This is a genomic window from Streptomyces lanatus (assembly GCF_014655715.1).
Lineage (GTDB): Bacteria > Actinomycetota > Actinomycetes > Streptomycetales > Streptomycetaceae > Streptomyces > Streptomyces lanatus.
The window spans coordinates 115,892-141,491 of sequence record NZ_BNBM01000003.1 but is presented as its reverse complement, the minus strand read 5'-3'; the positions used below and the strand labels follow the sequence as shown (position 1 = coordinate 141,491).

Annotated in this window: 22 protein-coding genes; 14 read left to right on the top strand and 8 right to left on the bottom strand. The window is 69.9% G+C overall.

From position 1 onward, the window contains the following. Nucleotides 1–273: 273 nt before the first annotated feature. On the bottom strand, nucleotides 274–1,692 hold the full coding sequence (locus IE325_RS09670; protein WP_190069371.1) for an ATP-binding protein: 1,419 nt from the start codon (nucleotides 1,690–1,692) through the stop codon (nucleotides 274–276). Nucleotides 1,693–1,853: 161 nt separating this feature from the next. Continuing rightward, nucleotides 1,854–2,942 carry a redox-regulated ATPase YchF gene (gene ychF, locus IE325_RS09665; protein WP_190069370.1) on the bottom strand — a complete coding sequence of 363 codons (1,089 nt, stop codon included), beginning with the start codon at nucleotides 2,940–2,942 and terminating at the stop codon, nucleotides 1,854–1,856. A gap of 440 nt (nucleotides 2,943–3,382) precedes the next feature. Between ychF and IE325_RS09660 the strand changes: the two genes are divergently transcribed. Further along, entirely contained in the window at nucleotides 3,383–3,940 is a 558-nt protein-coding gene (locus IE325_RS09660) for a DUF6542 domain-containing protein (protein WP_229911736.1), read from the top strand. Nucleotides 3,941–3,968: 28 nt separating this feature from the next. On the opposite strand, the gene ppgK is transcribed toward IE325_RS09660, so the two are convergent. Both ppgK and IE325_RS09650 read right to left on the bottom strand, forming a co-directional pair. After that, nucleotides 3,969–4,718: a polyphosphate--glucose phosphotransferase gene (gene ppgK / locus IE325_RS09655; RefSeq protein ID WP_190069368.1), complete on the bottom strand. Its 750-nt coding sequence runs from the start codon at nucleotides 4,716–4,718 to the stop codon at nucleotides 3,969–3,971. Between the two features lie 29 nt (nucleotides 4,719–4,747). After that, entirely contained in the window at nucleotides 4,748–5,764 is a 1,017-nt protein-coding gene (locus IE325_RS09650; protein WP_190069367.1) for a 4-hydroxy-3-methylbut-2-enyl diphosphate reductase, read from the bottom strand. Between the two features lie 226 nt (nucleotides 5,765–5,990). Here IE325_RS09650 and xseA point away from each other — a divergent pair, with 226 nt between their 5' ends. From xseA to IE325_RS09635, 3 genes are all read left to right on the top strand, one after another. Continuing rightward, complete coding sequence (gene xseA, locus IE325_RS09645) at nucleotides 5,991–7,211, top strand: exodeoxyribonuclease VII large subunit (protein WP_190069366.1); 1,221 nt, start codon at nucleotides 5,991–5,993, stop codon at nucleotides 7,209–7,211. A gap of 9 nt (nucleotides 7,212–7,220) precedes the next feature. After that, nucleotides 7,221–7,466: an exodeoxyribonuclease VII small subunit gene (locus tag IE325_RS09640; RefSeq protein WP_190069365.1), complete on the top strand. Its 246-nt coding sequence runs from the start codon at nucleotides 7,221–7,223 to the stop codon at nucleotides 7,464–7,466. Nucleotides 7,467–7,634: 168 nt separating this feature from the next. Continuing rightward, a complete protein-coding gene (locus IE325_RS09635; RefSeq protein ID WP_190069364.1) occupies nucleotides 7,635–8,225 on the top strand; it encodes a malonic semialdehyde reductase in 591 nt (196 codons plus the stop codon). 67 nt (nucleotides 8,226–8,292) lie between these two features. Here the strand turns inward: IE325_RS09635 and IE325_RS09630 are convergent, their stop codons facing one another. Then, nucleotides 8,293–8,814 carry a DUF4245 domain-containing protein gene (locus IE325_RS09630; RefSeq protein ID WP_190069363.1) on the bottom strand — a complete coding sequence of 174 codons (522 nt, stop codon included), beginning with the start codon at nucleotides 8,812–8,814 and terminating at the stop codon, nucleotides 8,293–8,295. Nucleotides 8,815–8,941: 127 nt separating this feature from the next. Here IE325_RS09630 and glpX point away from each other — a divergent pair, with 127 nt between their 5' ends. Beyond that, nucleotides 8,942–9,979: a class II fructose-bisphosphatase gene (gene glpX, locus IE325_RS09625; RefSeq protein WP_190069362.1), complete on the top strand. Its 1,038-nt coding sequence runs from the start codon at nucleotides 8,942–8,944 to the stop codon at nucleotides 9,977–9,979. A 96-nt stretch (nucleotides 9,980–10,075) separates the two neighbouring features. On the opposite strand, the gene IE325_RS09620 is transcribed toward glpX, so the two are convergent. Both IE325_RS09620 and IE325_RS09615 read right to left on the bottom strand, forming a co-directional pair. Further along, nucleotides 10,076–10,453, bottom strand: coding sequence for a WhiB family transcriptional regulator (locus tag IE325_RS09620; protein WP_190069361.1), 378 nt, complete (start codon nucleotides 10,451–10,453; stop codon nucleotides 10,076–10,078). A gap of 173 nt (nucleotides 10,454–10,626) precedes the next feature. Beyond that, nucleotides 10,627–11,322 (bottom strand): DUF1707 SHOCT-like domain-containing protein, encoded by a 696-nt coding sequence (locus IE325_RS09615; RefSeq protein ID WP_190069360.1) that lies wholly within the window; start codon nucleotides 11,320–11,322, stop codon nucleotides 10,627–10,629. Between the two features lie 179 nt (nucleotides 11,323–11,501). Here IE325_RS09615 and IE325_RS09610 point away from each other — a divergent pair, with 179 nt between their 5' ends. From IE325_RS09610 to IE325_RS09595, 4 genes are all read left to right on the top strand, one after another. After that, nucleotides 11,502–13,169 (top strand): fumarate hydratase, encoded by a 1,668-nt coding sequence (locus tag IE325_RS09610; RefSeq protein ID WP_190069359.1) that lies wholly within the window; start codon nucleotides 11,502–11,504, stop codon nucleotides 13,167–13,169. Nucleotides 13,170–13,521: 352 nt separating this feature from the next. Next, nucleotides 13,522–14,907 carry a class II fumarate hydratase gene (locus tag IE325_RS09605; protein WP_190069358.1) on the top strand — a complete coding sequence of 462 codons (1,386 nt, stop codon included), beginning with the start codon at nucleotides 13,522–13,524 and terminating at the stop codon, nucleotides 14,905–14,907. A 72-nt stretch (nucleotides 14,908–14,979) separates the two neighbouring features. Then, nucleotides 14,980–15,675, top strand: a complete 696-nt coding sequence (fomD, locus tag IE325_RS09600; protein ID WP_190069357.1) for a cytidylyl-2-hydroxypropylphosphonate hydrolase — start codon at nucleotides 14,980–14,982, stop codon at nucleotides 15,673–15,675. Nucleotides 15,676–15,954: 279 nt separating this feature from the next. After that, nucleotides 15,955–18,081 (top strand): ATP-binding SpoIIE family protein phosphatase, encoded by a 2,127-nt coding sequence (locus IE325_RS09595; protein WP_190069356.1) that lies wholly within the window; start codon nucleotides 15,955–15,957, stop codon nucleotides 18,079–18,081. Nucleotides 18,082–18,089: 8 nt separating this feature from the next. On the opposite strand, the gene IE325_RS09590 is transcribed toward IE325_RS09595, so the two are convergent. Then, a complete protein-coding gene (locus IE325_RS09590) occupies nucleotides 18,090–20,483 on the bottom strand; it encodes a transglycosylase domain-containing protein (protein WP_190069355.1) in 2,394 nt (797 codons plus the stop codon). A gap of 253 nt (nucleotides 20,484–20,736) precedes the next feature. On the opposite strand from IE325_RS09590, the gene IE325_RS09585 reads away from it, so the two are divergent. From IE325_RS09585 to IE325_RS09565, 5 genes are all read left to right on the top strand, one after another. Next, nucleotides 20,737–21,693 carry an SPFH domain-containing protein gene (locus IE325_RS09585; protein WP_190069354.1) on the top strand — a complete coding sequence of 319 codons (957 nt, stop codon included), beginning with the start codon at nucleotides 20,737–20,739 and terminating at the stop codon, nucleotides 21,691–21,693. Then, a complete protein-coding gene (locus IE325_RS09580; protein ID WP_190069353.1) occupies nucleotides 21,690–21,935 on the top strand; it encodes a type II toxin-antitoxin system antitoxin in 246 nt (81 codons plus the stop codon). The genes IE325_RS09585 and IE325_RS09580 overlap by 4 nt, the downstream gene beginning before the upstream one ends. A gap of 105 nt (nucleotides 21,936–22,040) precedes the next feature. Then, a complete protein-coding gene (locus IE325_RS09575) occupies nucleotides 22,041–22,565 on the top strand; it encodes a PadR family transcriptional regulator (protein ID WP_062150424.1) in 525 nt (174 codons plus the stop codon). Then, nucleotides 22,562–23,251, top strand: a complete 690-nt coding sequence (locus IE325_RS09570) for an ABC transporter ATP-binding protein (protein WP_190069352.1) — start codon at nucleotides 22,562–22,564, stop codon at nucleotides 23,249–23,251. The genes IE325_RS09575 and IE325_RS09570 overlap by 4 nt, the downstream gene beginning before the upstream one ends. Further along, on the top strand, nucleotides 23,248–25,584 hold the full coding sequence (locus IE325_RS09565) for an ABC transporter permease (protein ID WP_190069351.1): 2,337 nt from the start codon (nucleotides 23,248–23,250) through the stop codon (nucleotides 25,582–25,584). The genes IE325_RS09570 and IE325_RS09565 overlap by 4 nt, the downstream gene beginning before the upstream one ends. Nucleotides 25,585–25,600: the final 16 nt, after the last annotated feature.

The following is a 25,600-nucleotide window of genomic DNA, read 5'->3' as shown; positions in this document are numbered from 1 at the left end:
CACTCCACGTCCGTGATGTCTCCGAGGAACAACGACCGCAGAGCGGGCATCCGTTCACGCACGGCCAGCAGCGCTTCAGGGGTGATGCGCGCGGCAGTTCTACCAGCGGGGACTGACAGATCTCCCGGCTACGACACCTGCCCCTCCACGAGGGCCCCAGCGCCCAACTACGCCCATCAGGCCTCCACCACCCCCGCAGAACAGCCCCGGGAAAACTCAGAACCGTCCTGTGCCAGCCGGTGGAACGCCTCGACCAGTAGCGCGGTGGTGGTCTCACAGCGGCCAAGCGGCCAACAGATCGCCCGGGCCGTAGGCGGCATCGAGCCCCGGACAGTCGACTCCGTTGCGTGAGACCGCCACGACTGGAACAGGATCGTCCGTGAGAGCGGCCCGGTGTCGATGGAGGGCTGCCAGGTCGTGCCGGTCGAAGGGGGACCGCTCCAGCCACTTGACGGAGCCGACGAAGAGCAGCTCCTTGGCGAGGGGGGCGCGGTCCGCCCCGACGATGTCGATCTCGACGTCATTGGTGCGGGTCCAGTAGCCCCCTACCGCGGGGGCCGCGGGAAGCCGCTCGTCGGGCAGTATCCGGGCGAGCGCCTCGCGGACGAGCGGCTCGATCGCCCGGCCTCGCCAACTGGTCCAGCTCTTCCGGATCCGCGCCAACGTCAGATCGCCCCGCCCTCGTTCGATCTCCTCCATGGACGGACCGAGCAGATGCAGCCAGAACCGCAGGTAGGGATCCGCCACCCGGTAACGGCGATCCTTCGACGGACGCAGCGACACGGGCAGCTCCGCAGCCACGATCCGCTTGTCCGTGAGCAGTTCCAGCGCGCGCTGCAGCGGCGTGGCCCCGATCCCGCCGGCCGCACGGGCGATGTTGGTGAAAGTCCGCTCGCCACTGCCGATGGCCGCCAGCACCTTGCGCGCCTGAGCCTGCGGAGGGAATTCGGCGGCAAGCGAGCGCTCGGCCGACACCAGCAGGGCCGAGACGGGGTCGTTCAGGGCCTCGCCGAGGAAGTCCCACAGCCCTGCCCCGTGCGGCCACTCCGCGCAGATCAGCGGCAGCCCCCCGGTGACCAGCGCGGCGTCGAAGGCTTCCGCCGGTTCCAGCCCGATCATCCTCCCGACCTCGGCGGGGTTCAGCGGCCCGAGGACCATCTCCCGGCCTCGCTGATGAAAAGGGCGCCCGTAGCTGTTGAGAGCCTCCATCATCGACAGATCGGAGCCGATGAGGACCAGCAGCACCGGCTTGGTCTCCAGGACCCGGTCCCAGGCCCGTTGCAGCATCCCCTCGAAAGCGCCCTCGGCATCCATCAGATACGGCACCTCGTCGATGACCAGCACGCTTGCCCGGTCGGCGGGCAGCGCCGCGGCCAGCACATCGAACGCGGCATTCCAGCTCTCCGGCCGCGCGGCGGCCACCAGCCCCGCCAACGGCAGCGTCGACGCCTGGGCGTCCCGGGCCAGACGCGCCAGATCATCCCCAGGGGACGCGCCGGTCGCCGCGTAGAACAAGAACGGCGCTCCGGAAGACTCCGCGAACCGCTCGACCAGTCGCGACTTGCCCACCCGGCGCCGCCCGCGCAACATCACGCACCGTCCGGGACGCTCCCCGCCAACCCCAGCCGCCACCTTCTGGAGCTCGCGCTCCAACGTCGCCAGCTCCTGCCGACGGCCCACGAAGTCCACCATGCCTGCCGACCTCCACTCATGACACTAACAACATTGTTAGCAACATCGATGTTAGTAGAGAACCCCACGATCGACAAAGGGGTCCGATCCCGAAGGACCGAACCCCTCCTGACCTGCATGTCTACCAGAGCCAGATCAGCGACGTGGTGGTACGCCAGCCACTACACGTTGAACCGGAACTCCACCACATCCCCGTCCTGCATCACATAGTCCTTGCCCTCCATCCGCGCCTTCCCCTTGGCACGCGCCTCCGCCACCGACCCGGTCTCCACCAGGTCGGCGAAGGAGATCACCTCGGCCTTGATGAAGCCCTTCTGGAAGTCGGTGTGGATGACGCCGGCGGCCTCGGGGGCCGTGGCGCCCTTCTTGATGGTCCAGGCTCGGGATTCCTTGGGGCCGGCCGTGAGGTAGGTCTGCAGGCCGAGGGTGTTGAAGCCGACGCGGGCGAGGGTCGCCAGGCCGGGCTCCTCCGCGCCGACCGACTCCAGCAGCTCCATCGCGTCCTCCTCGTCGAGCTCGGCGAGGTCCGCCTCCAGCTTGGCGTTGAGGAAGATCGCCTCGGCGGGGGCGACCAGGGCGCGCTGCTCGTTCTTGAAGTCGTCGTCGACCAGTTCGTCCTCGTCGACGTTGAAGACGTAGAGGAACGGCTTGGTGGTGAGGAGGTGCAGGTCGTGCAGGAGCTCCTCGTTGCCGGAGCCCTGGGCGATGCCCGCGGAGAAGAGGGTGTCGCCCTTCTCCAGGATCTCCTTCGCCGCCTCGACCGCCGCGACCTTCGGGACGACGTCCTTCTTGATCCGCGACTCTTTCTGGAGGCGGGGCAGGACCTTCTCGATGGTCTGGAGGTCGGCGAGGATCAGCTCGGTGTTGATCGTCTCGATGTCGTCCTTCGGGGAGACCTTGCCGTCGACGTGCACGACGTTCTCGTCCTTGAAGGCACGGATGACCTGGCAGATCGCGTCGGACTCACGGATGTTCGCCAGGAACTTGTTGCCCAGGCCCTCGCCCTCGGACGCGCCGCGCACGATGCCCGCGATGTCCACGAAGTCGACGGTCGCCGGGAGGATCCGCTGGGAACCGAAGATCTCGGCCAGTTTCGTCAGCCGGGCGTCGGGGACGCCGACCACGCCGACGTTCGGCTCGATCGTGGCGAACGGGTAGTTGGCCGCCAGCACGTCGTTCTTGGTCAGGGCGTTGAACAGGGTCGACTTGCCGACATTCGGCAGACCGACGATTCCGATCGTGAGCGACACGTTGCGACTTCCCGTACGTGAGAGGACTGGAGAGGACTTCTGGGGCTGGCTGGGGCCCGGTCCGTCTTCGGTCGGACGACGCGACTCAGATGCACGGGCCGATCCACCAGTCTACGGCGTGCCGCGCCCGGCCCCGGCGCCCTGTCGAACACCTGGCCAAGGTCCGCCCCTAGGCGTGTCCGAGGGCCGATTCGCCACATAAACCGACCTAGGTTGGACCAGTGGAGCAAGACAGGGCGCGACCTGCCGGATATGAGTCGCCGCGCGGTACACCGCCTCCGTTGCCGCCACAGGCGGTGCGGGGTGGGGGTGGTACGGGGCGGCGCGAGGGCGGGTCCACTCGGGGCGAGCGCGGATTCGCGCCGGACGGGGATGGTGTGGAGCGGGGCGAGGGGCGTGGGAACACGTACGGGAGCAAGAACAGTGGGGGTGGTGGCCGTGTGAGCCGTTCGGGGCGGTCCGTCTGGGCGACCCGGTCGTATCGGCGGCCCTCCTCCGCCCCGCCCGCCCGCTCCAACCGGCCCGTCTCCCAGCGGCGGCCGAGTGCGGAGCAGGCCGCCGCGGCCGTACGGCGTCCGGCCCCCGCGCCGCAGGTGCCGCTACGCCGGTTTCCCGAGCCCCGGCTCACGGGACTGGGCAGCGGGCTGTTCTGCGGTGCCGTGATGCTGCTGCTCGGCTGGCTCGACTCGCTGCTCTTCGGGTCGCTCACCGTCTACGGCGTGCTGTTCCTCCCGGTGTGCGCGCTGACCGCCGTATGGGTGCGGGAGGGCGATCTGCTGACCGCGCCGGTGGTGGTGCCGATCGCGTTCGCCTTGGGGCTGCTGCCGTTGGTCGGCGACGGTGGGGGCGTCGGCGGGTACCTGATGGGGCTGGTGACCGCCCTCGCCACCGAGGCCGGCTGGCTGTACGGGGGGACGCTGATCGCCGGTGTCGTCGTGATCGTACGGAGAGTCCGGCTGGTGGCCCGGCGGGTGGCGGCCCGCCGTCGACCGTCGTGACCGGCAGCCCCGGCCACCCAGCCCGCCCCTACCCGTCCGACTCCGCCGCGTGCATCGCGGCGCCCACGATCCCCGCGTTGTTCTGCAGCTGGGCCGGGATGATCTCCGCCTTGATGCCCTTGATGTAGGGCAGGAACTTGTGGGCCTTGCGGCTCACACCGCCGCCGATGATGAACAGCTCCGGGGAGAACAGCATCTCGACATGGGCGAGGTACTTGTGGACGCGGTGCGCCCAGTGCTCCCAGGTCAGCTCCTCGTCCTCCTTGGCCTTGCTGGAGGCGCGCTTCTCGGCGTCATGGCCGTGCAGTTCGAGGTGGCCCAGCTCGGTGTTGGGGACCAGGCGGCCGTCGATGAACAGGGCGCTGCCGATACCCGTGCCGAAGGTGAGGAGGATCACAGCACCCTTGCGGTCACGGCCCGCGCCGAAGTGCATCTCGGCGACGCCCGCCGCGTCCGCGTCGTTGACCACCGTCACGGAGTGGCCGCCGAGGCGGTCGCTGAACAGGGTGCGCGCGTCGGTGTCGATCCAGCTCTTGTCGACGTTGGCCGCCGTGCGGATGGTGGATCCGCCGGTGACCACGCCGGGGAAGGTGAGACCGACGGGCCCCGTCCAGCCGTAGTGCTCGACGACCTGCTTCACACCGTCGGCCACCCCGTCGGGTGTGGCCGGGTGCGGCGTGAGCACCTTGAAGCGCTCCTGAGCGAGATCGCCTCTGTCGAGGTCCACCGGGGCACCCTTGATCCCGGATCCACCGATGTCCAAGCCGAAGATCTGCATGGCCCTACGTTACGACGGAGGACTGACAGTCACTCCCCGGAGTCGCCGGAGTCTCCGGTTCCGGTCCGCTCGGCGATCAGTGCCGTCGCCTCCTCGCGCAGGTCACGGCGGAGTTCCTTCGGCAGCGAGAAGGTGATCGACTCCTCGGCCGCCTTGACCAGCTCGACATCGCCGTAACCGCGCCCGGCGAGCCACTCCAGGACCTCCTCGACCAGCACCTCCGGCACGGAGGCGCCCGAGGTGACGCCCACCGTGGTCACGCCCTCCAGCCAGGCCTCGTCGATCTCGCTGGCGAAGTCCACGAGGTAGGCCTCGCGCGAGCCCGCCAGCTTGGCGACCTCGACCAGCCGCTTGGAGTTGGAGGAGTTGCGCGAGCCGACCACGATGACCAGCTCGGCCTCGGCGCCCATCTGCTTCACGGCGAGCTGGCGGTTCTGCGTGGCGTAGCAGATGTCGTCGCTGGGCGGGGAGATGAGCTGCGGGAACTTCTCCTGCAGCGCGTCCACGGTCTCCATCGTCTCGTCCACGCTCAGCGTGGTCTGGGAGAGCCAGACGACCTTCGACTCGTCGCGGACCTCGACCTTGGCGACATCGCCCGGGCCGTCGACGAGCTGGATGTGCTCGGGGGCCTCACCGGACGTACCGATGACCTCTTCATGGCCCTCGTGCCCGATCAGGAGGATGTCGTAGTCCTCGTTCGCGAAGCGGACGGCTTCCTTGTGGACCTTGGTGACCAACGGGCAGGTCGCGTCGATGGTGGCGAGCCGGCCGCGCGCGGCCTCCTCGTGGACGACGGGGGCGACGCCGTGCGCCGAGAACATCACGATGTTGCCCGGCGGCACCTCCTCCGTGCGTTCGACGAAGATGGCGCCCTTCTTCTCCAGGGTCTGCACGACGTACTTGTTGTGGACGATCTCGTGCCGGACGTACACCGGAGCGCCGTACTGCTCCAGGGCTTTCTCGACGGCGATCACGGCGCGGTCCACACCCGCGCAGTAGCCACGGGGGGCGGCGAGCAGGACACGGCGGCCAGGCGAAGCAGTCATGCGTCCCATCGTAAGGGTGCGTTGGGGGGCCCGGAGATCGCGTGGGTGACGGGTTGACGAGGAGACCGGCACCGGGTTGTGAAGGGTGGGGGACGGTGGGGCGGGCGGGGCCGGGGGGTGCGGGAGGTGGCGGGGCGGGACCGTGGAGCGTACGTCGGATGACGGAGGCGACGCGGCCCGGGCCGTCCCCGCACTCGTTGTCGGTGGCGGCCGTTACGCTCGCCGCATGGCTGTGAACACGACCCCGGAGTCCCCCCTGCCCGTCGGTGAGGTGTCACGGCTCATCGGGGGGTGGATCGACCGGCTCGGGGCGGTGTGGGTCGAGGGGCAGATCACCCAGTTGTCGCGGCGGCCCGGCGCGGGCGTGGTGTTTCTGACGCTGCGGGATCCGTCGTACGACATCTCGGTGAGCGTGACCTGCTATCGGCAGGTGTTCGACGCCGTCTCCGATGTGGTGAGCGAGGGCGCCCGGGTCGTCGTGCTGGCGAAGCCCGAGTGGTACGCCCCGCGCGGTCAGCTCTCGTTGCGCGCCACGGAGATAAAGCCGGTCGGCGTCGGTGAGCTGCTCGCCCGGCTGGAGATGCTGAAGAAGGCGCTCGCCGCCGAGGGGCTCTTCGCACCGGAGCGGAAGAAGCCGCTCCCCTTCCTCCCTCAGCTCATCGGGCTGGTCTGCGGACGGGCCTCGGCCGCGGAGCGGGACGTCCTGGAGAACGCCCGCCATCGCTGGCCGGCCGTCCGCTTCGAGGTGCGCAACGTCCCCGTGCAGGGGGTGCACGCCGTGCCGCAGGTCGTGCAGGCGGTCAAGGAGCTCGATGAGATCGACGACGTCGATGTGATCATCGTCGCCCGCGGCGGCGGCAGCGTCGAGGATCTGCTGCCCTTCTCCGACGAGCAGCTCGTGCGGGCCGTCGCCTCGTGCCGTACGCCGGTGGTGTCCGCCATCGGGCACGAGCCCGACAACCCCCTCCTCGACCATGTCGCCGACCTGCGCGCCTCCACCCCGACCGACGCCGCGAAGAAGGTCGTACCGGACGTCGGGGAGGAGTACGAGCGGGTGCGGATGCTGCGCGACCGGGCGCGGCGGTGTGTGGAGGGGATCGTCGAGCGGGAGGAGCGCGGGCTGGCGCACGCCCTCGCGCGGCCCTCGATAGAGGATCCGCACCGGATGATCGACGAGCGTGCCGATCATGTGGCGTCCCTGCTCGACCGCGGCCGCCGCTGCCTGGGCCATCACCTCGACCGCGCCGAGTCCGAGCTGACGCACACGCACGCGCGCGTGGTGGCCCTCTCCCCCGCGGCGACCCTGAAGCGGGGGTATGCGGTGCTGCAGCGGGCCGACGGGCATGTGGTCCGGGATCCGGGCGAGGTGAGTGCCGACGAGGTGCTGCGCGCGCGGGTCGCCGAGGGTGAGTTCTCCGTACGAGTCGACGCACAAGCGGATGCATAGGGTGGGCGCATGACCAGCAAGGTGGAAGAGGCACTCGGGTACGAGCAGGCCCGGGACGAGCTGATCGAGGTCGTACGGCGGCTGGAGGCGGGCGGTACGACGCTGGAGGAGTCCCTCGCGCTCTGGGAGCGGGGCGAGGAGCTGGCCAAGGTGTGCCGGCGCTGGCTGGACGGGGCGCGGGCGCGGCTGGACGCGGCGCTGGCCGAGGAGGCCGAGGCGGAGGCCGCGGGGGAGAGTGCCGGGGACGAGTCCTAGGGGCGGTCCTGGAGGTTCGCCCTCCCTGATGAGGCTGTGAAGCGGATCACCACGCCCTGCGTTTTGTTGAACCTTGAACTTGTCTCGCGTACTGTCGTCATCGTAAGCGGGCCCCGGTCCGCTTACCGCCCACCACGACGCACACGCACAACCCGAGAAGGTTCACGCATGTCTCTCGTTCTTGACCCCGCCGCCCAGGACCTGCTGTTCCGCGAGGCCCGCACCGCGAACTCCTTCACCGACGAGCCGGTGACCGAGGAGCAGGTCCAGGCGATCTACGACCTGGTCAAGTACGGCCCCACCGCCTTCAACCAGACCCCGCTGCGCATCACCCTGGTCCGCTCCGCCGAGGCCCGGGAGCGTCTGGTGCGGCACATGTCCGAGGGCAACCAGGCCAAGACCGCGAGCGCCCCGCTGGTCGCGATCCTCGCCGCGGACAACGAGTTCCACGAGGAGCTGCCGACCCTGTTCCCGGCGTTCCCGCAGGCCAAGGACGTCTTCTTCAGCGAGCGCCCGGCCCGTGAGAGCGCCGCCGGGATGAACGCCGCCCTCCAGGCCGCGTACTTCATCGTCGGCGTCCGCGCCGCGGGGCTGGCCGCCGGCCCGATGACCGGCTTCGACTTCGAGGGCGTCCGCAAGGAGTTCCTGGACGACGACCACACCCCGCTGATGGTCGTCAACATCGGCAGGCCGGGCGCCGACGCCTGGTACCCGCGCTCCCCGCGCCTGGAGTTCGACCAGGTCGTCACCACGGTCTGAACCGACCCGACCGCGCACACGAAAGGCCCCCGGCGATCGCCGGGGGCCTTCTCCGTACGCGTGGGGGTCAGCCCGCCTTGAGCGCCTTCGCCATCTGCGTCAGCTGCTCGAACGAACCCGTGCCCGCCACCACGGTCGTCGCGCCCTTCTCCTGGTGCACGAGCGCGTCGTAGCGGCCGCCCGTGTACCGGGTCCAGGTCCGGTCGCCGATCTTCTCGGTGACGTCCGTCGCCTCGCCGCCCTGGGTGGTCTCCTCCAGGAACGTGGCCGGCTTCTCGGCCGACTGCTTGACCTCCACGTAGTCCCCGCCGGAGGTGTGGAAGCCGAGGTGCCAGGCGTCGAAGTCGGCGCCGTCGAAGCGGACGGACGTCGGCTTCCAGGACGCGGGCAGTCCCTCGGGCGCGACCACCGGGTAGGACGCGGCACGCCTGGCCGTGAGCAGTTCGACGCGGTAGTCGACCCGCGGGAGGTCGGGGTCGCCGTCCTCATGCGGGACGAAGACGTAGATGACTCCCGCCGCGAGCACGGTCACTCCGAGCGAGAGGACCATGTTGCGGACCGACTTCTGCTTACCGTTCGAACCTGCCACGCCCCCTATCGTCGCAGGTGCCCCGCCCGCTCATCCGTGGGGCCCCCTGCTCATCCTGCGCGCCCGAGGATAGAGTCAGGGCAGTCACCCTCATCCGGCCGTCGTCGTATCAGAAAGGTGCGCCTCGATGACCGAGAATCATCATCATCTGCCGTCCGAACTCGAAGTACCCAGTGAAGCCCCCGACCGCAACCTCGCCCTGGAGCTGGTCCGTGTGACCGAGGCGGCGGCGATGGCCGCCGGCCGCTGGGTGGGGCGCGGCGACAAGAACGGCGCCGACGGCGCCGCGGTGCGCGCCATGCGGACCCTCGTCTCCACCGTGTCGATGAACGGCGTCGTCGTCATCGGTGAGGGCGAGAAGGACGAGGCGCCGATGCTCTTCAACGGGGAGCGCGTCGGCGACGGGACCGGGCCGGAGTGCGACATCGCCGTCGACCCGATCGACGGCACCACGCTCACCGCGAAGGGCATGCCGAACGCGATCGCCGTGCTGGCCGCGGCCGACCGCGGGTCGATGTTCGACCCGTCCGCCGTGTTCTACATGGACAAGCTGGTCACCGGCCCCGAGGCCGCCGACTTCGTCGACATCGACGCGCCCGTGGCCGTGAACATCCGGCGGGTCGCGAAGGCGAAGCGGTCCACGCCCGAGGACGTCACCGTCGTCATCCTGGACCGGCCCCGGCACGAGGGCATCATCAAGGAGATCCGGGACGCGGGTGCGCGCATCAAGCTGATCTCCGACGGCGATGTCGCCGGGTCGATCTACGCGCTGCGCGAGGGCACCGGCGTCGACATGCTGCTCGGCATCGGCGGTACGCCCGAGGGGATCATCTCGGCCTGTGCCGTGAAGTGCCTCGGCGGCACCATCCAGGGCAAGCTCTGGCCGAAGGACGACGAGGAGCGGCAGCGGGCGCTCGACGCCGGGCACGACCTGGACCGGGTGCTGATGACCGACGACCTGGTCGCCGGGGACAACGTGTTCTTCGTCGCGACCGGCATCACGGACGGCGAGCTGCTGCGCGGGGTGCGCTACCGGTCGGAGAACGCCACGACCGACTCGATCGTCATGCGGTCGAAGTCGGGGACGGTGCGGAGGATCGATTCCGAGCACCGGCTGAGCAAGCTGCGGGCGTACAGCGCGATCGACTTCGACAGGGCGAAGTGAGAGCGGGGCGGTCACCCGCCCCTCGGTGAAAGCCGAGACACGCAGCCGACAGGGCGCCCCCGGTGCGGAGGGGGCGCCCTGTCCAATGTCTGCTTCTCAGCCCGCCTGCGCTATCCGGTTCGTCGCCCGGGCCGCCTTGTTCAGCTCCATGTCGCGGCGACGGCGCCTGGCCAGCACCACGCGGCGCTCCGCTGCCGTGAGGCCGCCCCAGACGCCGTACGGTTCGGGCTGGAGGAGGGCGTGCTCGCGGCACTCGACCATGACGGGACAGCGGGCGCAGACCCGCTTGGCCGCCTCCTCACGGGAGAGACGGGCCGCGGTGGGTTCCTTGGAGGGGGCGAAGAACAGGCCGGCCTCGTCGCGGCGGCACACTGCCTCCGTATGCCACGGGGCGTCTTGGTCCCTGTCTCGCGTCGGCACCCGCTGGGCCGGAACGGCAGCGACCTGCAGGGACGAATGCGGCGGTTGCAGCACGGTCTACTCCTGACGACGGCTTCGCGAGCGAGAGACGATGCAGCAAGGTCTACCCGCTGTGCGCGCGCCTATGCAGTCAGTTCCGAACCGCTGGATTTCGGGGGGTCCTGCGCGCCGCTGTGCGGCCGTTCATCTGCCCCGTAGCCGGAGTCGGGCGGTCCGATTCACAACCGTCAACGATCCAGATGCTTGCGCAAACTCTTGTCGACCTTGCGCTGCACACGATCGAGGATGTCCGCGACGAGCTTGCCCCGCTTCGGCCTGCCCTCGATGTTGCCGAGCACGGCCCAGCCGTCGACATGGACGACCGGCGCCCGAGGATCCTCCGCGTCGAAGTGATCCACCTCGAAGTTGCCCAGCACACCGCCGCCGGTGCCGCGCAGCGAGACGTTCTCCGGGACGCGGACCTCGACATTGCCGAAGACCGAGATCGCCCGGATCATGACGTGCTGATACTCGAAGAGGGCCTCGCTGAGGTCTATCTCCACGCTGCCGAATATCGCGTACGCATGGATACGGCGGCCCGCGCGCCAGCGGCCCTTGCGGACGGCGCTGCTGAAGACGGCCACCACATTGTCGTCGGGCTCGGCCGGGATCGCGCCCGGGGCGGGGCGGGGGGCGGCCGGGCGGTGCGCGTGGCCGTGGTGGGCGGCGGGCAGGTCCCGTATGAACGCGTCCAGTTCGCCGACCGTCTTCGCCGCCAGCACGCCCTCGACCCGCTCGGCGTGCTCGTCGGCGGTGAGGCGGCCCTCGGCCAGGGCGTCGCGCAGGATGTCGGCGATCCGGTCGCGATCGGCGTCGGAGGCACGGAGCTCGGTGGCGCGGGGCTCGGCGGTGGCAGCGGGCGCGGTCTGCTTCTGAAGGTCCACGGCAGCAGCGTACCGAAGACACGATAGATCGCGATACCCCTGCGAGGTGATGATCTGGGTGACGATCTTCGGATGACGAACTGAGCCTTACCTCACAAACTTCCGGCCTTGGACAGGTTCTACGCTGATGGGGCCGCCAATGGAGGCGGTGCCGTCTGTCGAGTGAGGAATGGGCTGAGATGCCTGAGTTCGCGTACACCGATCTGCTCCCCATGGGAGAGGACACCACCCCGTACCGGCTGGTGACCTCCGAGGGTGTCTCCACCTTCGAGGCCGACGGGCGGACGTTCCTCAAGGTGGAGCCCGAGGCGATGCGCAAGCTCGCCGAGGAGGCCATCCACGACATCCAGCACTACCTCCGCCCGGCCCACCTCGCCCAGCTGCGCCGCATCATCGACGACCCCGAGGCGTCGAGCAACGACAAGTTCGTGGCGCTCGACCTGCTGAAGAACGCGAACATCGCGGCGGCGGGTGTCCTGCCGATGTGCCAGGACACCGGTACGGCGATCGTGATGGGCAAACGCGGGCAGAACGTGCTGACGGAGGGCGGCGACGAGGCGGCCCTGTCGCGCGGCATCTACGACGCGTACCTGAACCTCAACCTGCGGTACTCGCAGATGGCCCCGCTCACCATGTGGGACGAGAAGAACACCGGGTCCAACCTGCCGGCGCAGATCGAGCTCTACGCGACGGACGGCGGCGCGTACAAGTTCCTGTTCATGGCGAAGGGCGGCGGGTCCGCCAACAAGTCCTTCCTCTACCAGGAGACCAAGGCCGTCCTGAACGAGGCCTCCATGATGAAGTTCCTGGAGGAGAAGATCCGTTCGCTGGGTACGGCCGCGTGCCCGCCGTACCACCTGGCGATCGTCGTCGGCGGTACGAGCGCCGAGTACGCCCTCAAGACCGCGAAGTACGCCTCCGCGCACTACCTCGACGAGATCCCGGCCGAGGGCTCGCCGCTCGGGCACGGCTTCCGGGACAAGGACCTGGAGGAGAAGGTCTTCGAGCTGACGCAGAAGATCGGGATCGGGGCGCAGTTCGGCGGCAAGTACTTCTGCCATGACGTACGGGTGGTGCGGCTGCCCCGGCACGGCGCGTCCTGCCCGGTCGCCATCGCCGTGTCCTGCTCCGCCGACCGGCAGGCCGTCGCGAAGATCACTGCCGAGGGTGTCTTCCTGGAGCAGCTGGAGACCGACCCGGCGCGGTTCCTGCCGGAGACGACGGACGAGCACCTCGACGAGTCGTCCGACGTCGTGAAGATCGACCTCAACCAGCCGATGGACACGATCCTCGCCGAGCTGACCAAGTACCCGGTCAAGACCCGGCTTTCGCTCTCCGGTCCGCTGGTCGTGGCCCGTGACATCGCGCACGCCAAGATCAAGGAGCGGCTGGATGCGGGTGAGGAGATGCCGCAGTACCTGAAGGACCACCCGGTGTACTACGCCGGTCCCGCGAAGACGCCCGAGGGGTACGCGTCCGGGTCCTTCGGGCCGACCACGGCCGGGCGTATGGACTCCTATGTGGAGCAGTTCCAGGCGGCGGGCGGGTCGAAGGTGATGCTCGCGAAGGGGAACCGGAGCAAGCAGGTCACGGACGCGTGCGACGCGCACGGCGGCTTCTACCTCGGCTCCATCGGTGGGCCCGCCGCCCGGCTCGCCCAGGACTGCATCAAGAAGGTCGAGGTCGTCGAGTACGAGGAGCTCGGCATGGAGGCCGTCTGGAAGATCGAGGTCGAGGACTTCCCGGCATTCATCGTCGTCGACGACAAGGGCAACGACTTCTTCCAGGACCCGGCGCCTGCGCCGACGTTCACGTCGATTCCGGTGCGGGGGCCGGGGGTGGCGTAGGGGTTGTGGTCGGGGCGAGCGGATTGTTTTGTTTTTTCGCCCCCGCCGCCCCTACCCGTCCCGTACCCGGGGGCTGCCGCCCCCGGACCCCCGCTTTCGGCCCTGAACGGGCCTCGTCCTCAAACGCCGGACGGGCTGAAAAACCTCACCCTCCGTCGTCAGCTGAAAGTCCAGTCCCTCCGGCGGTCGCTGGAATTCAGCCCCTCCGGCGTTTGAGGAGCGGGGTCTGGGGCGGAGCCCCAGGATGGGACGGGTAGGGGCGGCGGGGGCGAAGAAACCCTCCCCGGTCCCCCCACCCCCCACCCAGCCCAACCCCCGGAACATCCCCGCCCTCCCGATCGCTGTACCTCCCATGAGCGACTACCGCATCGAGCACGACTCCATGGGCGAGGTCCGCGTCCCGGCGGACGCCAAGTGGCGGGCCCAGACTCAGCGTGCCGTCGAGAACTTCCCCGTCTCCGGGCAGCGCATCGAACGTGCCCATATCGAGGCCCTGGCCCGGATCAAGAGCGCCGCAGCGAAGGTGAACGCGCGGCTGGGGGTGCTCGACAAGGACATCGCCGACGCGATCCAGGAGGCGGCCGGTGAGGTCGCGGAGGGGCGTTGGGACGAGCACTTCCCGATCGACGTGTTCCAGACCGGTTCCGGGACCTCGTCCAACATGAACACCAACGAGGTCATCGCCACGCTCGCGACCGACCGCCTGGGCCGGGACATCCACCCCAACGACCACGTCAACGCCTCCCAGTCGTCCAACGACGTCTTCCCGTCCTCCATCCACATCGCCGCCACCGCAGCCGTCACCCGCGATCTGATCCCGGCGCTGGAGCACCTCGCCGCCTCCCTGGAGCGCAAGGCCGAGGAGTTCGCCGATGTCGTGAAGTCCGGGCGGACCCATCTCATGGACGCCACGCCCGTGACGCTGGGCCAGGAGTTCGGCGGATACGCCGCCCAGGTGCGGTACGGCGTCGAGCGGCTCACCGCCTCCCTCCCCCGCCTCGCCGAACTCCCCCTCGGCGGCACGGCGGTGGGCACCGGCATCAACACACCCCCCGGCTTCTCCGCCGCCGTCATCGAGGAGGTGGCCCACGCCACCGGGCTGCCGCTGACCGAGGCACGGGACCACTTCGAGGCGCAGGGCGCCCGGGACGGCATCGTCGAGACCAGTGGGCAGCTCAGGACGATCGCGGTGGGGTTGACCAAGATCTCGAACGACCTGCGGTGGATGGCCTCCGGACCGCGCACCGGGCTCGCCGAGATCTCCCTCCCCGATCTCCAGCCCGGGTCGTCGATCATGCCCGGCAAGGTCAACCCCGTCATCCCGGAGGCCGTGCTCATGGTCGCCGCGCAGGTCGTCGGCAACGACGCCACCGTGGCCACCGCCGGAGCCGCCGGCAACTTCGAGCTGAACGTGATGCTCCCGGTGATCGCGAAGAACGTCCTGGAGTCCATCCGGTTGCTGGCCAACGCCTCCCGGCTGCTCGCCGACCGCACCGTCGACGGCATCGTCGCGCATCGCGAACGCGCCCTTGAGTACGCCGAGTCGTCACCGTCCGTGGTCACGCCGCTCAACAAGTACATCGGGTACGAGGAGGCCGCCAAGGTCGCCAAGAAGGCCCTCGCTGAGCGGAAGACGATTCGCCAAGTCGTCCTGGAGGGCGGCTATGTGGAGCGTGGGGACCTCACGGCCGCGCAGCTGGACGAGGCGCTCGACGTCCTGCGGATGACAAGGCCGTAACCACCCGTCACGGCCGTGTGAACCGTGACGGGCGCCGCAGCGTCGTATGCCTGTGGCACCTAAAATCTGTTCATGGCAGACGGTGGAGCGATGTCGACGGAAGTGGAAGCGGGCGGCTCGACGGGTTTCTGGGCACCCGGGACACAGATCCTGTGGCGGTACCGGGAGAACGCCGGCCGTCGCTTCCACATCGCGCGTCCCGTCACCGTCGTGCGCGACGACGCCGAGATCCTCGCCGTATGGCTCGCCCCGGGCACCGAGTGCGTCAAGCCGGTGCTCGCCGACGGGACGTCGGTGCACCAGGAACCCCTGGAGACGCGGTACACCAAGCCGCGTTCCGTCCAGCGCGACCGGTGGTTCGGGACGGGTGTGCTGAAGCTGGCGCGGCCCGGTGAGCCGTGGTCGGTGTGGCTGTTCTGGGAGCCGGGGTGGCGGTTCAAGAACTGGTACGTGAACCTTGAGGAGCCGCTGGCCCGTTGGGCGGGCGGGGTCGACTCCGAGGACCATTTCCTGGACATCTCCGTGCACCCGGACCGCAGTTGGCACTGGCGGGACGAGGACGAGTTCGCACAGGCCCAGCGGGACGGACTGATGGACGAGAGGGTTGCCGCGCGGGTGCGGGAGGCGGGGCGTGCGGCGGTGGAGACGATCCGCGTCTGGGGGCCGCCGTTCGGCGACGGGTGGCAGAACTGGCGCCCGGATCCCTCCTGGGCTGTACCTTCTTTGCCTGAGGACTGGGATCGCACGCCCGCGCACATGTCCTCATGAGACCCTTGATGCGCCCCCGGGCAACAAACGTAGGATCGTCCTCCGCAAGGGCGCACAGGGCAACTACCGGAGTGCGCGCCGGGCTTGACCGATCGTCACCGAGGGGCGGCAGGACGTGAGCGAGGGTTACCAGGGCAACGCCGGCAGGGGCCGCAGTAGGTCCTCCGGCTGCACAGGAACTGCCTCTGGCCACGCGGGAATTCCGTTCCTGGGGCATGTATTCCGGGTATCGGAGTTTCGGCGGGACGAACTGCGCGGGCGGCGCGCAGCCCCGGACGGATGGATTCGAAAGGCGTGACGGAGCAGCCGACCTCGTTCGAACGCCCGGAGACGGGTGCAGACCCCGCGGAGGCCCGCGGGGCGCTCGTGCGCGCCTCGACACCGTCGACGACGCACACCACGCCGCCCCACACCCCCGGCGGCGGCAGCGCCTTATCCGCGCAATCCGCGCAGGCACGCGCCGGAGACACCCCCTCCACGCCGGGCACCACCACGCCGCCCGGCCCGAGCAAGGAGCCCCCAGTCATCGCCGGCAACGGCCCCGAGCACTCGCAGCCCTCCGTCGCCGCCGAGCCCGACGCCCACCGGCCGCGGCCCGTCCCGGAGGCCATCCCGCCACAGCCCGGCATCGAGCAGCCGCCGGGCTCCGCCGAGCGGCGCACCGGAGGGACCGTGCAGCCCGGCCGGCCGACACCCATGCGGCGGGACGGTGACCGGCTGCGCTTCGTGGGCGCAGCGACCCGGCGGATCGCCCGCGGCATCGACCTGGACGAGATCGTGATGGGGCTGTGCCGGGCGACGGTGCCGACCTTCTCCGACGCGATCCTGGTCTATCTGCGCGACCCGCTGCCGGTCGGCGACGAACGCCCCACCGGCCCGGTCGTGCTGCGTCTGCGCCGCACCGACCGCATCCCGGAGGAGCGCGACACCGAGGGCGGCTTCCTGCCGGCCCAGCAGCAGCCGGAACCGACCGAGCTGGCCACCGTCACCGCCGAACTGTGCGAGGTACGGCCCGGCGGCGCCCTCGCCGAGGTCCTGCGCGGCGTACGCCCCGTCTTCGCCGACGCCCCCGCAGCCCGCGCCGCCCTGCCCGAACTCCTCGGCGACGACGGCCAGTCGATCATCCCCGACGGCCAGCGAGCCATCCTCGCCCCACTCCGGGGCCGCCGCCGCGTCATCGGCGCCGCCGTCTTCCTGCGCCGCCCGGAGCGCCTCGCCTTCGAACCCGACGACCTCCTCGTCGCCGCCCAACTCGCCACCCACAGCGCACTCGGCATCGACAAGGCGGTGCTGTACGGCCGCGAGGCCTACATCGCCGACGAGCTGCAGCGCACGATGCTCCCGGAGACCCTGCCTCGCCCCACCGGCGTGCGCCTGGCCTCCCGCTACCTCCCCGCCGCCGAGACGGCCCGCGTCGGCGGCGACTGGTACGACGCCATCCCCCTGCCCGGCAGCCGCGTCGCGCTGGTGGTGGGTGACGTCATGGGGCACTCCATGACCTCCGCGGCCATCATGGGCCAGCTGCGGACGACGGCCCAGACCCTCGCCGGTCTCGATCTGCCCCCGCAGGAAGTCCTGCACCACCTCGACGAACAGGCCCAGCGCCTCGGCACCGACCGCATGGCGACCTGCCTCTACGCCGTCTACGACCCGGTCTCGCACCGCATCACCATCGCCAACGCCGGCCATCCGCCACCGGTCCTGTTGCACCTCGGCGGCCGGGCGGAGGTGCTGCGCGTCCCCGCCGGCGCGCCGATCGGTGTCGGCGGCGTCGACTTCGAGGCCGTAGAGCTGGACGCACCGGCCGGAGCGACGCTGCTCCTGTACACCGACGGCCTGGTCGAGTCCCGGCTGCGTGACGTCTGGACCGGCATAGAGCAGCTCCGCGAGAAACTCGCCGCCACCGCCCAGCTCACCGGACCCGATCACCCGCCGCCGCTGGAAGCCCTCTGCGACGAGGTCCTCGACATGCTCGGCCCCGGCGACCGGGACGACGACATCGCCCTGCTCGCCGCCCGCTTCGACGGCATCGCGCCGAGCGATGTGGCGTACTGGTTCCTGGAGCCCGAGGACGCGGCGCCGGGGCGTGCCCGGCGCCTCGCGCGGCGTGCGCTGTCCCGCTGGGGGTTGGAGGAACTCACCGATTCCGTCGAGCTGCTGGTCAGCGAGGTCGTCACCAACGCGGTGCGGTACGCCTCCCGGCCCGTCACCCTGCGGCTGCTGCGCACCGACGTACTGCGCTGCGAGGTCGGCGACGACGTGCCCCAGTTGCCCCGTCTGCGCCAGGCCCGCGCCACCGACGAAGGCGGGCGCGGGCTGTACCTCGTCAACCGCCTCGCCCGGCGCTGGGGAGCCACCCGGCTCAGCACCGGCAAGGTCGTCTGGTTCGAGCTGAACCGGGGCTGACCGGCGTCCTACTGGTCGTTGTCGGGTCTGCCCGGGTCCAGGGTGATCGGGTCCGTCGGCTCGTCCGTCGGGACAGTCGGGGCCGGCTCGGTCGTCGGCTCCTCCGTCGGCGGCTCGGTCGTCGGCTCCTCGGTCGGCTCCTGGGTCGTCGGCTCCTCCGTCGGCTCCTGAGTGGTCGGCTCCTCCGTCGGCTCCTCGGTCGTCGGCTCCTGACTCGGGGTCGGCGTCCAGGTCGGCTGGACCGCGGCGCCCTGGTCGGTGTCGAGGTCGAACTTGGCGTCGGTGTCCGTCACTCCGAACATGTACGCCGACCAGATCTGCGCCGGGAAGCCGCCGCCGTTGACGCGGTCAAAGCCCCCGGCGCCGTACATCTTGGTCTGCGCGTGGGTCTTGGCGTCCTCGCCGAAGAGGCCGACCGAGGTGACCAGGTCGGGCGTGTAGCCGGTGAACCAGGCCGACTTGTTGTCGTCGGACGTGCCCGTCTTGCCGGCGACCTTCTGGCCGTCGCGCTTGGGGTTGTTCGCCACGGACTGCTGGGCCGTACCGTCGTTGACGACGCCCGTCAGCACCGAGGTGACCGTGTCCGCGGCCTGCTCGCTGATGACCTGCTCGCCGACCGGGTTCGGGATGGTGACCGTACGGCTGTTGTGCTCGGCCGCCTTGAGGATGCTGGGCGTGACCTTCTTGCCGTGGTTGTCGAGGGTGGCGTACACCCCGGCCATCTGCAGCGGGCTGGCGCCCATGGTGCCCAGGGTCTGTGCCGGGACGGCCTGTTCATTCTCGGTGTCCATGCCGAGCTTGCCGGCGACGTCCATGACGTTCTTCATGCCGACGTCGACGCCCATCTGCGCGAAGACGGAGTTGACGGACCTGTTCATCGCCGTCTGGACGGTGACGTCGCCGTAGTCGCGGTCGTCCTCGTTCTCCGGTGCGAAGCCGACCTTGTCGCCGTCGGCGTCCAGCACCTGGCGCTTGCTGGTGCCGTCGTAGATCGTGTTCGCGGTGATCGGCTTGCCGGAGCGGGTCTGGGCGCTCTCCTCAAGGGCGGCGGCCAGGATCACCGGCTTGAACGTCGACGCGGGCTGGTAGTCGGTGCGGGTCGCGTTGCTCGTGTAGTGCTTGAAGTAGTCCACGCCGCCGTACAGGGCGACGACCTTGCCCGTCTTCGGATCGACGGAGACCGCGCCCGCCTGGACGTTCCCGTCGACCTTGCGCTTCTTCTTGTCGAGCTTGCTGGTCAGCTGTTCCTTGGCGGCCTTCTCCAGCGCGGCCTGCTTCTTCTTGTCGATGTTCAGGGTGATGGTCCAGCCCTGGTCGACGACGGCGGCCTCGGCCTGGGAGCGGGTGATGCCCTGCTCCTTCATCAGCTGGTCCTCCAGCTGACGGTTGGCGAGCTCGATCAGATAGCCCTTCTGCCCCTCCCGGCCGGCGGTGGGCCTGGGCTCCCTCGGCACCGGGAGCTTGGTCATGGTCTGGCGCTCGGCCTTGGTCAGCCAGCCCTCCTCGACCATGTTGTCGAGGACGTAGTTCCAGCGGTTGGTGACCAGCCGCTTGCCGGTGTCGGACGCCGCCTGCCAGTCGTACTGGCTCGGCGCCTGGAGCAGCGCGGCGAGGTACGCGCCCTCCGAGACCTTGAGCTTGTCGGCGTCCTTGCGGTAGTAGGCCTGGGAGGCGGCCTGGATGCCGTAGGCGCCGCGGCCGTAATAGCTGGTGTTGATGTAGCCGGCGAGGATGTCGTCCTTGGACATCTGGCGGTCGACCTTCAGGGAGATGACCATCTCCTTGAGCTTGCGGCTGACCGTCTGCTCCTGGCTGAGGTAGTAGTTCTTGACGTACTGCTGGGTGATGGTCGAACCACCCTGCGCGCCCTTGCCCATCAGCGTGTTGAGCACACCGCGGGCCGTGCCCTTCAGGTCGATGCCGTTGTCGTGGTAGAAGCTCTTGTTCTCGGCGGCGACAAAGGTGTACTGGACCTTCTTCGGCACCTTCGACAGGTCCACGATCTCGCGGTTGACCGTGCCGTCGCGGGCCAGGGTCGAGCCGTCGCTGTACTTGTAGACATTGCTCTGGCGCTGGGCGGCCTGAGCGGCGGCGTTGTCGTCGGGCACGTCCACCGCGAGGTACAGCGCGATGAAGGCGCCGATGCCGAGCAGACAGACGCCGAGGAACGTGCCGAGGATCTTCTTCCAGGTGAACAGCCTGCGTATTCGGCCCTTGCCGTCACCGCCCCTGCCCTTGGCCGCACGCCGGGCCGCGGCACGGCCTCCGACTGCGTCCGACGGTACGCCGATCACGGTGGTCGAAGGGCTGCCCTCGGTGTTCGACGGCGTCCCGGACGAACGCCGTGGTGCCGCGCGGCGGCCGCCGCGCTGCCGCGCTCGTCTCTCTTCCGCTCGTCCCATGGGTCCGTTCCGCTCCGCTTCGTTCTCGTGTGCGCGTCCGCCACACAGGTTCGCCGCTCAGGTCAGCTCAGAAAGCTAACACCGGAAGATGTGACAAAGGCCGGCCGATCCGGCCTTTTACGGACGTGACAATCAGCACCTGTCCCACCGGAACCGACGGCTGAGAGGTGTAGAGGGTTGCTCGGGCGGGGTAAAGTGATATCACTTGGATAGACCCAAGCTAGATGCGAGCCGCATGAAACGGGGGACCACCATGCCGACCGACCACACCGCACCCTCACCCGCCGACGCCCACACCAACGCCGACATACCCGAGATGCCCACCCCACAGGTCCGCGAGTTCACGGCGCACAGCATCGGCGGCGGGCGCGCCCTGCTGCTCGCGCTGGCCGGGCTGGTGGTCGGACTGGGGCTGATCCTCAGCGCCCCGGCCACACCCGCGGCGGGCGGCCAGGCCGCGCTGGTGATCGCCGGCGTCCTGGTCATCATCGCCGCCGTTCTCGCCATGTGCGGGCTGAACATGGTCGCGCCGGGCGAGGCGCGGGTCGTCCAGCTCTTCGGGCGGTACCGCGGGACGATCCGGCAGGACGGTCTGCGCTGGGTGAACCCGCTCACGTCCCGTACGAAGATCTCGACCCGGGTGCGCAATCACGAGACGGCCGTACTGAAGGTCAACGACGCCTACGGCAACCCGATCGAGCTCGCCGCGGTCGTGGTGTGGAAGGTCGAGGACACCGCGCAGGCGACCTTCGAGGTGGACAACTACCTGGAGTTCGTGGCCACTCAGACCGAGGCGGCCGTACGGCACATCGCCATCGAGTACCCGTACGACGCCCATGACGAGACCGGTCTGTCGCTGCGCGGGAACGCGGAGGAAATCACCGAGAAGCTCGCCTTCGAGCTGCACGCGCGCGTGGAGGCGGCCGGGGTGCAGATCATCGAGTCCCGCTTCACGCATCTCGCGTACGCTCCCGAGATCGCCTCCGCGATGCTCCAGCGGCAGCAGGCCGGGGCGGTCGTCGCGGCGAGGCGGCAGATCGTCGACGGGGCGGTGGGCATGGTCGAGGCGGCGCTCGCGCGGATCTCCGAGCGGGACATCGTGGAGCTGGACGAGGAGCGGAAGGCGTCGATGGTGTCGAACCTGATGGTGGTGCTGTGCGGTGACCGGTCCCCGCAGCCGGTCCTCAACACCGGGACGCTCTACCAGTGACGGTTCCCTCCGGGGGCTCGGCCCCTCAAGGTCGGCCGCAGCGCAAGCAGGTGCTGCTGCGGCTCGACCCGGCCGTGTACGAGGCGCTCGCGCGCTGGGCCGGGGACGAACTGCGCTCGGCCAATGCCCAGATCGAGTTCCTGCTGCGGCGCGCCCTCGCCGAGGCGGGCCGGCTGCCGGGTGAGGCCAAGCCGATCCCACGGCGTGGCCGCCCGCCCGCACAGCCCCCCGAGCCGCAGTAGCAGAACCGTGACAATGGGCCCCCACCTGGGCCTGAGCACCCTCGGCCATGATCTGCACACCAGGCGTATACATAGGGCGTATACACCCCGTGTAGAGTCCTCGCCATGTCCATCGGTCACACCCTTCTAGGGCTCCTGGAGTCGGGCCCCCGCCACGGTTACGACCTGAAGCGGGCCTTCGACGAGAAGTTCGGTCACGACCGGCCGCTGCACTATGGCCAGGTCTACTCGACGATGTCCCGGCTGCTGAAGAACGGCCTCGTCGAGGTCGACGGGATCGAGCCCGGCGGCGGGCCCGAGCGCAAGCGGTACGCCATCACCGACGCCGGCATCACCGACGTACAGCGGTGGCTCGCGACGCCCGAGAAGCCGGAGCCGTACCTCCAGTCGACCCTCTACACCAAGGTCGTCCTCGCCCTGCTCACCCGGCGCGACGCCGCCGACATCCTCGACACCCAGCGTGCCGAGCATCTGCGCATGATGCGGATCCTCACCGACCGCAAGCGCAAGGGCGATCTGGCCGACCAGCTCATCTGCGACCACGCCCTGTTCCACCTGGAGGCCGATCTGCGCTGGCTGGAGCTGACCGCCGCGCGTCTGGACAAGCTGGCCGAGGTGGTCGCCAAGTGACTCCGCCACCCGGTTCCCTGCTCGCTGCCGAGGATCTGCGCAAGGCCTACGGCCCGACCGTCGCCCTCGACGGCGCCGAGTTCTCTATCCACCCCGGCGAGGTCGTCGCCGTCATGGGCCCCTCCGGTTCGGGCAAGTCGACGCTGCTGCACTGTCTCGCCGGCATCGTGCCGCCGGACTCGGGCTCCATCACCTACAACGGGCGCGAGCTGGCCACCATGCCCGACGCCGAGCGCAGCGCGCTGCGCCGCTCCGAGTTCGGGTTCGTGTTCCAGTTCGGGCAGCTCGTGCCGGAGTTGACGTGCGTCGAGAACGTGGCGCTGCCGCTGCGTCTGAACGGCACCTCCCGCAAGGAGGCCGAGAAGGCCGCCCTGACCTGGATGGAACGCCTTGAGGTCGACGACCTGCGCAAGAAGCGGCCCGGCGAGGTCTCCGGCGGTCAGGGGCAGCGGGTCGCCGTCGCCCGCGCGCTGGTGACGAACCCGCGCGTGCTGTTCGCCGACGAGCCGACCGGCGCGCTCGACTCCCTCAACGGCGAGCGCGTGATGGATCTGCTGACGGACGCCGCGCGCTCCACCAACGCCGCCGTCGTCCTCGTCACGCACGAGGCACGCGTGGCCGCCTACTCCGACCGCGAGATCGTCGTACGGGACGGCAAGTCCCGGGACATGGAGCGCGTCGTATGAGCATGGGTCAGTGGGCCCGGGATCTGGGCATGGGGGTCCGGTTCGCCGTCGCCGGCGGACGCGAGGGGTGGACCAGGGCCCTGCTGACGGCCGTCGGGGTCGGGCTCGGGGTGGCGTTGCTGCTGCTGACCACGGCGGTGCCGAACATGCTGTCGGTGCGGCACGAGCGGGACAGCGCCCGCTCCGACATCGACTACAGCTTCGCCGAGAAGAAGAAGTCGGACCGCACCCTGGTCGTCGCGGACGTCGACACGGACTTCCGGAACAAGAACATCCGCGGCCGGGAGCTGGAGCCCGAGGGGGCGAAGGCACCGCTGCCGCCGGGGCTGGAGAAGTTCCCGGCGGTGGGCGAGATGGTCGTCTCCCCCGCGCTGAAGAGGCTGCTGGAGTCGGACGACGCCAAGCTGCTGCGTGAGCGGCTGCCGGAGCGGATCGTCGGCACCATCCAGGAGACCGGGCTGATCGGCTCGCACGAACTCGCCTTCTTCCGGGGCGGCGGAGGCCTCGCGCCGTACATCGACGGCGCCCGGGTCGCCCGTATCGACCGGTTCGGGGACACCACACCGACCGAGACACGGACCGACCCCGTGCTGATCCTCATGGTCATCGTCGTCTTCGTGGTCCTGCTGATGCCGGTCGCCGTCTTCATCGCCGCGGCCGTGCGCTTCGGCGGCGAGCGGCGCGACCGGCGGCTGGCGGCGCTGCGCCTGGTCGGCTCCGACAGCCGGATGACCCGGCGGATCGCGGCCGGTGAGGCGCTGGCGGGCTCGGTGCTCGGACTGGTCTTCGGCACCGGCTTCTTCCTGCTCGGTCGGGAGGTCGCGGGCTCGGTCGAGGTGTTCGACGTCAGCGTCTTCCCGAGCTACCTCAACCCCTCCCCCGCGCTGGCCCTGCTGGTCGGCATCGCGGTCCCCGCGGCGGCCGTACTGGTCACGATGTTCGCGATGCGCGGGGTGGTGATCGAGCCGCTCGGTGTGGTGCGTACGGCGAAGCCCACGCGCCGCCGGCTGTGGTGGCGGCTGCTGCTGCCGCTGGGCGGTCTCGCGATGCTCTGGCCGATGATCGGGCAGGGCCGGGACGGCGGCACCTTCAACGAGTACCTGGTCATCGGCGGTGTACTGCTGCTGCTCATCGGCGTGACCACGCTGCTGCCCTGGGTCGTCGAGGCGGTCGTCGCCCGGCTCGGCTCGGGCGGCGTGGCCTGGCAACTGGCCGTCCGCAGGCTCCAGTTGAGCAGCGGCACGGCGGCCCGCATGGTCAACGGCGTGGCGGTGGCGGTCGCCGGGGCGATCGCGCTGCAGATGCTGTTCGCCGGGGTGGAGAACGACTACACGAAGAACACCGGGTACGACACGGAGCGGGCGCAGATTCAGGTGTCCCTGTCCCGCGGCGCCCGACTCGACCCGGCGGCCGGGAAGTTCCGGGACACCGAGGGCGTCCGGCAGGTCTACGCCTACGCCGAGGGCTACCTGGGCGAGCGGCCCAAGGAGCCGAACATGGGTGCCGAGGTGACCGTGGGCGACTGCGCGTCGCTGCGTGAGGTGGCCAAGCTCTCCTCGTGCCGGGACGGCGACGCGTTCTACGTCACGAACGCCGAGTACGACGAGGACACCCGCAAGCTGGCGAAGGACGCGGGCCGTACGGTGTTCCTCGACCCGTCGTACGAGGGCGGCCCGCGCCGGGAGGAAGCAGCTTGGACCGTGCCGCAGGGGCTGAAGCAGGCCGGGATGCGAATGGATCCGATGGGCCGTGAGCGCGGCGGCTTCCTCCTCACCCCGAAGGCGCTGCCCACGGCCGCCCAGACGGCACTGCGGGGGCAGGTGTACCTGAAGCTCGACGCCTCCGTGCCGGACGTGTACGACCGGGTGCGGAACACATCGGCGGCCGCGGACCCGCTGTCCCAGCCGATGGCCTGGTCCTCCACGCGGACGTCCGATCGCTACGACACCCTCCGCACCGGCCTGTTCGTCGGCGCCGTCGCCGTCATGGCACTGATCGGCGCGAGCCTGCTGGTCTCCCAACTGGAGCAGCTGCGCGACCGCAAGAAGCTGCTGTCGTCGCTGGTCGCCTTCGGCACCCGGCGCCGCACGCTGAGCCTGTCGGTGCTGTGGCAGACGGCGATCCCGATCGCGCTGGGCCTGCTGCTGGCGTCGGTGGTGGGGATGACGCTGGGCGTGGTCCTGCTGAAGATGACGGACACTCCGGTCGTCGTGGACTGGATGAGCGTGCTGTCGATGACGGGCACCGGCGCGGGCGTCGTCCTCGCGGTGACGCTGCTCAGCCTGCCGCCGCTGCTGCGGCTGATGCGACCGGACGGGCTGCGCACGGAGTAGTCGGTACGGCGGTGGG